7 protein-coding genes are annotated in these 10591 nt (G+C 37.6%); all 7 read left to right on the plus strand.

All coding sequences use genetic code 11. From position 1 onward, the window contains the following. Positions 1 to 7 precede the first annotated feature (7 nt). Entirely contained in the window at positions 8 to 2215 is a 2208-nt protein-coding gene (locus FL972_RS06850) for a peptidase domain-containing ABC transporter (protein ID WP_222116010.1), read from the plus strand. 2 nt (positions 2216 to 2217) lie between these two features. Next, positions 2218 to 3519 (plus strand): HlyD family secretion protein, encoded by a 1302-nt coding sequence (locus FL972_RS06855; protein WP_144604308.1) that lies wholly within the window; start codon positions 2218 to 2220, stop codon positions 3517 to 3519. Then, a complete protein-coding gene (locus tag FL972_RS06860; protein ID WP_144604309.1) occupies positions 3520 to 5160 on the plus strand; it encodes a DUF6734 family protein in 1641 nt (546 codons plus the stop codon). An 896-nt stretch (positions 5161 to 6056) separates the two neighbouring features. Then, entirely contained in the window at positions 6057 to 7208 is a 1152-nt protein-coding gene (locus FL972_RS06865; protein ID WP_186300039.1) for a vitamin K epoxide reductase family protein, read from the plus strand. 92 nt (positions 7209 to 7300) lie between these two features. Further along, positions 7301 to 7495, plus strand: coding sequence for a hypothetical protein (locus FL972_RS06870; protein ID WP_144604311.1), 195 nt, complete (start codon positions 7301 to 7303; stop codon positions 7493 to 7495). Between the two features lie 63 nt (positions 7496 to 7558). Beyond that, on the plus strand, positions 7559 to 8386 hold the full coding sequence (locus FL972_RS06875; RefSeq protein WP_317129933.1) for a DUF6625 family protein: 828 nt from the start codon (positions 7559 to 7561) through the stop codon (positions 8384 to 8386). A 400-nt stretch (positions 8387 to 8786) separates the two neighbouring features. Beyond that, positions 8787 to 10591 (plus strand): carboxypeptidase-like regulatory domain-containing protein (locus tag FL972_RS06880; protein ID WP_144604313.1); only part of this gene is annotated, 1805 nt, incomplete at its 3' end.

The raw sequence follows: 10591 nt of genomic DNA on the forward strand, positions 1-10591 counted from the left end.
CTAAATTATTGTTTTGAAAAATTCCTTCCCCCATTACAACCAACCCGATTCCAAAGACTGTGGGCCTACTTGCTTGAGAATAATCGCAAAGCACTATGGAAAGCTGATCTCCCTCAAGGAAATCCGGGAAATATCGGAGACGACTCGGGAAGGAAGCAGCCTGTTGAAGCTCAGTGATGCAGCTGAGGCAATGGGGTTTAAGACCATCGGTGCTAAGTTAAGCTTTGATAAGCTGATGCAGGCTCCTTTTCCCTTAATCGTACATTGGGACAAGCAGCACTTTGTTGTGGTGTATAAAATCAGAAAAGATACCGTCTATATCTCTGATCCTGCCTATGGTTTGATTTCGTATTCCAAGGGAGAGTTTATCTCCCAATGGATCGGAAATAATGCTGATGAGCATACCAAGGAAGGAGTCACTCTCCTACTGGAACCTACCCCTGTCTTCAGAAAAATGAAATGGGAGGATACTAAAAAACGATCGCTTACCTTCCTATTCAACTACCTTTTCCAGTATAAGAACCTGATCGCGCAGTTAGCCATAGGGCTGCTGGTGGGTAGTTTGTTGCAGCTAATTTTTCCTTTCCTGACGCAGAGCATTGTGGATGTGGGAATCCAAAATCAGGACATCAATTTTATTTACTTGGTTCTCTTTGCACAGATTATGTTGTTTTTTGGCAGAATGAGTGTGGAAGTGCTTCGAAGCTGGATTTTGCTGCACTTGACGACTAGGATCAATATTTCTTTGGTCTCGGATTTTTTCATCAAACTGATGAACCTGCCCATATCCTATTTTGATACCAGGATGACAGGGGATATCATGCAGCGGATTGGGGATCATCGCAGAATTGAGAACCTTTTGACAGGTACAACACTCAACACCCTATTTTCTTTCTTTAATCTGATCGTTTTTGGGGCTGTATTGGTCTATTACAGCAATACTATTTTTTTGATCTTTCTTGGAGGAAGTGGGCTGTACCTCGTTTGGGTCTTGTTTTTTATGAAGCGACGCAGAGAACTCGATTACAAGCGATTTGCCCGGTTGAGCCAGGAACAAAGCACTGTGATCGAGCTCATCAATGGCATGCAGGAAATCAAAATGCACAATGCCGAAACCCAAAAGCGTTGGAGTTGGGAATTTGTACAAGCCAGATTGTTTCAGGTATCCATTCAATCTTTAACCCTAGAGCAGGCACAGCAGGTGGGTTCATCCGTGATCAACGAACTCAAAAATATCTTGATCACCTTTACTTCTGCTATGCTCGTTATCGAAGGAAATCTGACCTTGGGCATGATGCTGGCCCTGCAATACATCATTGGACAGTTGAATGGCCCCATCAATGAATTGGTAGGATTTGTTAGATCTTATCAAGACGCTACAATCAGTCTGGAACGACTTAATGAAATCCATGACAAGGAAGATGAAGAAAATTCTGAAAAACTGGCGGTCAGAACAGTTGAACCTGGCGAGGCCATGGAAGCCAAGAATCTCTCCTTTCGCTATGTCGGTGCTGAAGAAACCGTATTGGTAGGGATCAACCTTCAAATTCAGCCTAAAAAAGTCACGGCAATAGTGGGTGCAAGCGGTAGCGGTAAGACCACCCTGATGAAGCTGCTGCTAAAATTCTATGAACCCAGTTCCGGGGAAATCCGCTATGGTAAGCATGATCTCAAAACAGTCAGTGCTAAAAGTTGGCGGGAACAGTGCGGGGTGGTCATGCAGGAAGGCTATGTGTTCAACGACACCATAGCGGCCAATATAGCAGTGGGTCAGGACAGCATAGATCAGCAAAGATTGCTTGAAGCTGCCCGAATCGCCAATATTCTGGACTTTATTCAGTATCTACCCCTTGGATTCAATACAAAAATTGGAAATGAAGGAGTAGGAATGAGTACTGGTCAGAAGCAACGCCTCTTTATTGCCCGAGCTATTTACAAAAACCCAGCAATGCTCTTTTTTGATGAAGCTACTTCGGCTTTGGATGCCAAAAATGAACGCGAGGTCATGGAAAACCTCCGGAAGTTTATGCAAGGCAAAACGGTGTTTATCATTGCCCACCGATTGAGTACGGTCCGTAATGCGGATCAGATCATTGTAATCGATCGGGGTAAAATCGTTGAACAAGGGCCCCATTTGGAATTGGTTCATGCCAAAGGTATCTATTATGAACTGGTGAAAAATCAATTGGAACTGGAAAAGATTAACTCAAACTGATCATGCCTGTAATTAGCCAAAACGACAATCTTCACCTTCGCTCTGAAGAAGTTCAGGAGATTATTTCCCGGCCCCCGGCGTGGTTGGTACGATGGGGAATTACTTTGATATTTATTCTGCTTTCTCTTTTGATAGGATTATCCTTTTTGATCCGATATCCTGATTTTGTGGAAGCGAAAGTATTGATTACTACTGCTGAGCCAACAGAACGAATAGCAGCCCGGTTTACAGGTCAAATTGATAGCATATTTGTCACCAATGGAGATCAGGTAAAAAGTGGGCAGCTTTTGGCAGGTATCAAGAGTACAGCTAGGTTGGAAGATGTATTCTTTTTGAAGACTACCCTAGAAAAAGAACCCTTTGAGAAGGAAAATGACTATTTATTTCCTGTTGATTCTCTTTCAGAATTGGTTTTAGGGGAAGTTGGATTACCGTTTTTGGAATTTGAAAGGAATTATTTGGCGTATCGATTGATCAGGGAGTTACAGCCTTTTGCGGGCCAGTTGGAAGGTACCAAAGCATCCATAGAGGAAATCAAAAAACGGATTAGTAGTCAACAATCCCAAAAAGAATTACTTAGCAGAAGACTTTCTTTAGCCAAAATCGACTATGAGCGTAACAGAAACCTCCATCAGCAAGGGGTCATTGCAGATAAGGATTTTGAATCCCGTGAAATGGAGTATTTGCAGATGGAAGAACAGGTCAATCAGATGGCCATATCTATCTCTCAATTGCAGGAAACACTGAATACGGCATATCAGACCATTAAAAACACCAACATCAATCGGGAAGAAGAGGAAGCGAGGTCATTGAAAGCCCTAATCCAATCCTATCAAGGACTTAAGCGGAGTTTGCGGGATTGGGAATATTTGTATCTGATGAAATCTTCCATTATTGGTATAGTCAGCTTCCAAAAAGTATGGGGAGCCAATCAGCAAGTCAATTCAGGGGAACTAGTGTTTACCGTATTGCCTGATAATAAATCCGAGCTAATGGGCGCCATGAAAATAGCGGCTCAAAATGCCGGAAAAGTGAGCATTGACCAAAAAGTCCTGATCAAATTGGACAATTATCCATTTCAGGAATATGGGGCATTAATCGGGAAGATTTCCAGCATTTCGGTGTCTCCTGACGAAGAATTCAACTATTTGGTATATGCCACTCTACCCGAAGGTAGTAAGACCTCATTCAATCGAGAAATTCCATTTACCCAGGAACTGTTGGGAAATGCTGAAATCATAACCGAGGAACTGAGTGTGGCAGAGCGCTTGTTTTTCAAATTTGGGTCCATAATGATTTACTAGATGAAAATTGTTCACACATTTTGGATTGACGAAGGGAAAGATCCCTTGAAGGATAGTTTTGGATGGTGTAGTGCTCCGTATCATTTGATGAGTTGGGCGATTAGTTGCCTACAACTTCATCAATTTTACGAAGACCTGGAATTGATTACCGATAGGAAGGGAAAAGAGTTGCTAATTGATCAATTGAAATTACCTTATAAAAAGGTGAGAATTGAACTGGATGATTTAGATATAGTTAAAATTCCCGGCCTATGGGTAATGAAAAAAATATATTCCTATACACTACATGAAGAACCTTTCCTCAATGTGGACGGGGATGTATATGTTTATAGCCCATTTCCTGATGAAATTCTTTCCAGCCAACTAATTGCCCAGAACATTGAGCAAGATTTTGATTATTACAAAGAGTTGGTCGGGCGAGTCGATGATACTTTTCCATTTGTTCCAAAGCCGATTAAAGATCAGATCGAGAAGGGTATGGAAATCCAAGCAAGTAACGCTGGGATTTTAGGAGGGAAGAATTATGCATTTTTCAAAGATTATTTTCAGGTGGTCGAGCAATTTATAGCAGCTAATCAAAAACAGATTAAATCTTTAAATCCTTCACAAATGGTAAATTTCAATGCGGTAGTTGAACAGTATATTTTCCATTGCCTGAGTACTGATCAAAGTATTGAGGTGAAGTATCTTTTAGATACCGTTTATGATCCTTCTTTTTTTGAATCCTTTGCCAATTTCCACCACTTGCCCAATGATATCTCTTTTATGCATGCCTTAGGAGATTACAAGAAAAATGGTTGGGTTTGTGACCAGCTAGCGCATCGATTACGACTGGATTATCCAAAATACTTTGCTAGGGTATTAGATCTCTTTGAAAACTATGGAACAGCGTCATATGAAAAAACAGTTCAAGACGCACCAAGGGATCTGCCAATCAGCCCTATAAAATTTGCTTCTAAGTATCTATCAAAACCTGAAACTGAGCAATTTTATAGAACAGATCAAATCCTTTCTGCCATTTGTGAAAAAGAAGGCATTTCCTTGGAAAGAGATAAATTCACCATTTCTGAATTGAAGAATAATTTGGGCAGAAAATTGACAGATTCACCTACCCTCAGGGTTTTGGATGATGTGTATGAGTTTGAACAAGAAAAGCGTAGATTAATCGAATTACTGCATAAGGGCAATTCAGGGCTTGACGCTGGGTTTCCAGCCATACAATCTGCCAATGAAGTGTTAAAGAATAAACGATGGCAAGAAATGGCCGAGCTTAATTTGGCTCCCAATTGTAAATTAATCATTTCTGAATGGGATTGGTCTCAAAATTCTGTTTTGTTTACTCGGGTCAAAATCAATCCGATTGAAAACAATCTCTCACTTCCTCCTCATTATTATCAAACGGTACTGCTTTGGGACAGACATCATGAAGCAATTATTGAATATTTGCTTGGCACGGTTGGAGCATACCTTATTTCAATTCTTTCTAAGGAACCCTACGTTTCAATGTGTAATGTATCGAAAAGAATTCACGCTTTTTTTGAAGTAGCAGGTGAACCTCAACTCAATAGGCTATTTGAAGAAGAGATTCGCTTTTTAGCCTACAGCGGGGTGATTCATCTAAGGGAAATCAGGAATACTTAATTTAGTAAATATTTACTGAAATTTAGTAAATAAGGTATAGGTAAACAGGAAATATGCTTGTAATTTACATTAATAAATCACGGTAGAAAAGTCTTTTCAATGATAACTCCACATAACAATTGGTTTTTTTATTAATTAAAGGGAATAACTATCAAGAGTAAATTAATAATTACAAATAAACTTTCAAAAATCTATTCTAATTAGAACAGATTTGGTAGATCGATATGTAAATAAGCCATCTTTAAGGGGAAGCTATTTGCTCATTGGATTATCTCTCCAATACAATTGTCGAACGTCTAAAGGCAAAGATTCAAGAACTTAAAACAAAATAAATTGAATATATAACATTCACTAATTTTAGAAACGCCCTTCTATTCTTTAAGAGAGGCTTAAACTTATTTTTTTACTAATCTAAAAATATTACAATATAACAAATGGAACAAATAGTCTTTCAATTTTTAAAACGCTTGAAAATCCCGATTTCAAGTCAGTATGTAGAAACTTTTCTGCTAACTCATCCCGAGTTTCCATCCCTTCTCAGTGTTTCAGACCTGTTAGAAAATTTGAAATTGGTGCATTCAATCAAGAGGATTAATCGCGAAGAAATTGAAAGTTTAGAAAGTCCTTGCCTTATACTACCAGAGCGTTCAGCTAAAGGACTTATCTCAGTTCTGACTAGTTCTAACCTTAGAAAATTAAAATCAGAAATAGCTTCTCAAAGCTTGATAGTTATTTCAGTGAATCCTTCATTAATAAATTCAACTAATCAACAAAAATCAGACTTCTTTCAGGAAAAAATTAAAAATGGGGCTGAAGGATTATTGAAAATTACGCTCATTGTATTATTAGGATTATTTCTCTTTTCTATTGATTCCATTTTCGATTTTTTTTGGGTAATGACTTCAATTTTCGGGGCTGTAGTTAGTTATTTGATTTTTTCAAAAGATTTAGGTTTCAAATTTGACGTGATAGATAAGTTCTGTAATTCAGGTAAAAAAGCCAGTTGTGATGAAATATTACAGTCAGAAAAATCAATAGTATTTGGCTTTTTGAAATTTTCAGATTTGATAATATCTCTTTTTGTATTCCAGTTAGTGATTTTAGGATTATTTGTACTATCAGACCGATCCATAAATGAAGTATGGCCTTTATTTATGGGTATAGCTTTACTATCGATTCCCGCTGTTCTTTATTCTGTATATCTACAATATGCCGTACTAAAAACTTGGTGCAAATTGTGCCTCATAGTATCAGCAATTCTAATTCTCCAATTCGGAATGTTGATTGGCAATTTTTTCGACGAAACAATTTATTGGGGAGTGGAAGACCTATTGGGAACAATACTATTAGCCATTTCTTATCCCATTATTTTGTCATTAACGTTCTTAGTCAGAAGTAGAACTCAAGAATTCAATACTTTTTACCAACGAGCGGTCCATTCAGAAAGAATCAAAAATTCCCCTAAGGTTTTTTATGATTTGTTAAAACAGCAAAATAAAGCCCACTATTCTCCGCTTTATCATGAATTAGTTATTGGTAACCCAAACGCTCCAATCAAATTAATCATAGTTAGCAACTTATACTGTGCGCCATGTAAAGTTCAGCATGAGGAGGTATCTAGATTGGTAGAGTCTAATAAAGAATACCTGTCCGTTTCTATGCGATTTGTTAAAATAAATAAGCAATTCAATAAGGATATATCTTCCACACAATACCTTTTGCAATATTGGTGGGATAACATTCATAACACTGAAAAAGAATCCTCATTGACTGAACAATTGATTCATTCTTGGTTTAGCGAAATGAATGTGGAAAGTTTCGCAAGCTCTCACCCACTAAAAGAACTAAAACTATCCAATGAAGTAAAAGCCATGGCGGAATTGCAGGAAAAATGGATTGAAGAAATTGGGGTATCCAAAACGCCAACCATTTTTATCAATGATTACGAACTGCCTTCACTCTATACAATAGCAGACTTGCATAGAATACTCCCTGATTTAGCAGAATATTATTTTCTTGAAAACCAGCACAGTAATTTAAAATCCTAAAAATATTGCTTTACTAAGCAGGGGTCTGGTTGCTTGTACCCTATCCTCAGATGAAACAAGCTTTTTTCTTAATTACAATTATCTTACTAATTATGAGTAAACTAACCAAAATGAGTCTTAGCAACATCCAAGGGGTGTTAAGCCGAGAAGAAATGAGTAAAATTATGGCTGGTTCTGGAGGAACTCACTGTGGATTTTGCAAAACTTTTGGAGGTTCCACAAATGCCTGTTTTACAGACCCCACGCTAGGTGGAGCGTGTATGGGTTGTGAAGGATTGTGTTACTAAAAAACATTATTCTTCTCAATATTCTTCCTTACCTCCCTGGGTAAGGAAGTTTAATATACTATAATGAAATCAATTTGCCTAATTTCCGTTTTTTTTGGTCCATTCCCGTGGTACTTGAACTACTTTTTACACACCTGCAAAAACAATCCAAGTATCCAATTTCTTATATTCTCAGATAAGAGTAAGAATGATTTGGAGTTTCCGGAAAATGTTACCCTAATAAATATTTCCCCTGACCAATTTAATGAACTGGCTAGCAATAAATTAGATTTTTTGATTAAAATTACAAATCCATATAAAATTTGTGATTTGAAGCCTGCTTTTGGGTTATTTTTTGAAGATTATTTAAAAGAGTTTGACTTTTGGGGACACATTGATTTGGATATTATATGGGGAGATATTCGTTTTTTTATTACAGAAGACATATTGAATAACAATGAATTAGTATGCGTTAGACATGATTTTTTAACGGGATACTTTCTGTTATTTAAGAATTCCAAAAAAATGAAATATCTATTTATGGAAAGTAAAGATTTTAAAAAGGTCTTTTTATCTTCTGAACATTATTGCTTTGATGAAACAAACTTTCATTTTGCTTCTTTTTCGAATCATGTTCCCTTGGAGGAAATGAATTCTGAAATAGAGAGTATGATGCATGTTGTTAAAAAAATGGAAATTCAAAATACCATTAAGGCTTACTTTGATTTCATGGTGATCGAAGGTCTTCCCGGGAAAATTCGATGGAAAAACGGAAAACTATACTATAAAAACAAGTTTGAAGTATTACTATATCATATGATCTTATTTAAGAAAGTTTATAAACCAAAAAATCGAATTATCAATATTCCAAATGAATTTAGAATTAGCCCAACTCGTATTTATCATTCTTAGAATTAGAAATTGGGCATATAAAGTAAACCTATAAATCATCTTTTCCGTTAAATTTTCCTGTAATTCTGCTATTTATAAAATGGATAATAAAGACAGGGCTTTTAGAAAATATTCATGATTAAATTCAATTCAGAGGTTTCTGGTATCTGGTGAAAACATAAAGTTATTGAGTGTTCTAAAAAATCCAATTACATATTATGTAAAAAAAAGAGTTCAAATTGAACAGAAAGCAATAAATCAGTTCTCATGATTATTAGCTATTTCTTTTAGGAAAAAATTGGACAAACAGCTTTAGGCTGTAGAGTGAATTGTGATTAATCAATTGAGGAAACTTTCCTCAACTCTTTCATTCCAAAAAAATAATGAAGCATTTAGACCATTTATCTTACCTGGCCCACCCATGAGAGCTCTCTATTTTATCTTTTTATTTTTTGCCTTTGGAGATATTACTGCTCAAACAGTCAGTGGATTAGTTCTTGAAAAGGATACTGGACTCCCGCTTCCCTTTGCCAATGTTTTTGTAAACAACACCACTCAGGGAATTGCTACCGACGCGGAAGGCAAGTTTAGTATATCCGGTGATTTTCCTTCGCAAATTGAATTGGTCGCCTCATTTGTAGGCTATGTGACCGAAGTCAAAATGATTTCTTTTGAAGGAAAAAGCGAGGTGAAAGTGACTTTTGAGCTATCATTCAACGAATCCAATCTCACTGAGATTGAACTTAAAGCCAAACGGGATAAGTCTTGGGAGAGGAACTTAAAAACCTTTGAAGAAGTGTTTCTGGCCCTTCCCGACGATCCATACAAATCACAGATTGAGATTTTGAATCCATGGGTAATTGACTTTGAAAAAGTCAAGGTTAAAAATGGAAAAAATTACCTGAAGGCCTCAGCCCAAGAACCTATACATATATTAAATGATGCGCTTGGTTACGATATAACCTATTATCTAGAGGATTTTCGGGTTTTGCGAGATGGTTCCAGATTTTATGGTCAGGTGTTTTATGAAGCTATGGAATCCAATAGTCTGGCGACAAGTTCCCGCTGGAAAGAGGCTCGACAAGCCAATTACTATGGTTCTTTAAAGCATCTGAATCAATCTATTTTGCTTAATACTCCTGACTCAAGTGATTTTGCCTTGTTTAAAACAAAACCTGCTCCGATTGATGGATTTCGGAGCAATGACTTTCTTCAAGAGTTGAATAAAACCATCATTCCAATCCGAAAAGACTCTATTTTACGAAGACCACTTGGTGACGGAACTTTTCGAATTTTCCTTCAAGGAAAATTGGAAGTGCATCATTTAAAGAAGGAATGGACCAATGATTATTACACGACAATTTATCATCCGATTAGTTGGGTCCAAGCTCCGGAGGGATTTTATGATGTCGATCGAAATGGAGTACTACTAAACCCCACCCAGCTAGTTCTTTCTGGCTACCTTGGGAGAAGGCGAGTTGCCAGAGCTTTACCACTTGATTTTGTCCCAACTACCGATTTTAAAATAGAAGAGCTAATAGCTGATGAGGTAATCATGAGCCGATCTAGCCAACTCAATCGGCTTCGGGAAAAAGTCTGGCTTACATTGAGCAAACCCTATTTCTACCCTGGAGAGACAGCATGGATCGGTGGACAAATGCTTTACCAAGATGCATTCCTGGCCGATTCGCTGAGTCGTGTAGTCCATGTGGATCTTATAACCGAAGACTCCGGAATCATCCAATCGGCCACCTTTCCAATCCAGCAGGGAAAAATCTCAGGAGCCCTAGTTTTGCCCAAGGAAATGAAACCGGGTGATTATGTGATTCGGGCTTATACCCATTGGAATCGAAATTTCCTGATGGATGATCAGTTTTTAGCTCCATTTGTGGTGATGGAGGAGGGTTATATACCTGAGATGGAGAAAGAAGCATTAGAAGTTTTTTCAGATGCGATAGTGGTAAAGGCAGATTACACCCTTAGTGATTCACTGAACTATCGGGTAATGGACTTACAGTTGGATTTTCTGGACGAATTCGAAAATCCTATTGACGGTAAGTTTGTGCTTTCTATTACTGATGCTGATCAAGTAGTAGAAATGAATCAGGGAATTCGCCTCGAGCATGCTATAGAATGGCTGGATGAAGGTTTGCCTGAAACTTTTCAGAGCAGTCTAAGCCATCCTGTGGAGTATGGAATATCCTTAAAAGGGAAATTTACGCCGGA

Origin of the sequence: Algoriphagus algorifonticola, assembly GCF_007655305.1 — a bacterium.
In the GTDB taxonomy this organism is placed as follows: Bacteria; Bacteroidota; Bacteroidia; order Cytophagales; family Cyclobacteriaceae; genus Algoriphagus; species Algoriphagus algorifonticola.

Bases quoted from the DNA above. Each gene is read 5' to 3' on its own strand.
- FL972_RS06855 (WP_144604308.1), top strand. From the start codon at position 2,218: ATGCCTGTAATTAGCCAAAACGACAATCTTCACCTTCGCTCTGAAGAA.
- FL972_RS06860 (WP_144604309.1), top strand. From the start codon at position 3,520: ATGAAAATTGTTCACACATTTTGGATTGACGAAGGGAAAGATCCCTTG.
- FL972_RS06865 (WP_186300039.1), top strand. From the start codon at position 6,057: ATGACTTCAATTTTCGGGGCTGTAGTTAGTTATTTGATTTTTTCAAAA.
- FL972_RS06875 (WP_317129933.1), top strand. From the start codon at position 7,559: ATGAAATCAATTTGCCTAATTTCCGTTTTTTTTGGTCCATTCCCGTGG.
- FL972_RS06870 (WP_144604311.1), top strand. From the start codon at position 7,301: ATGAGTAAACTAACCAAAATGAGTCTTAGCAACATCCAAGGGGTGTTA.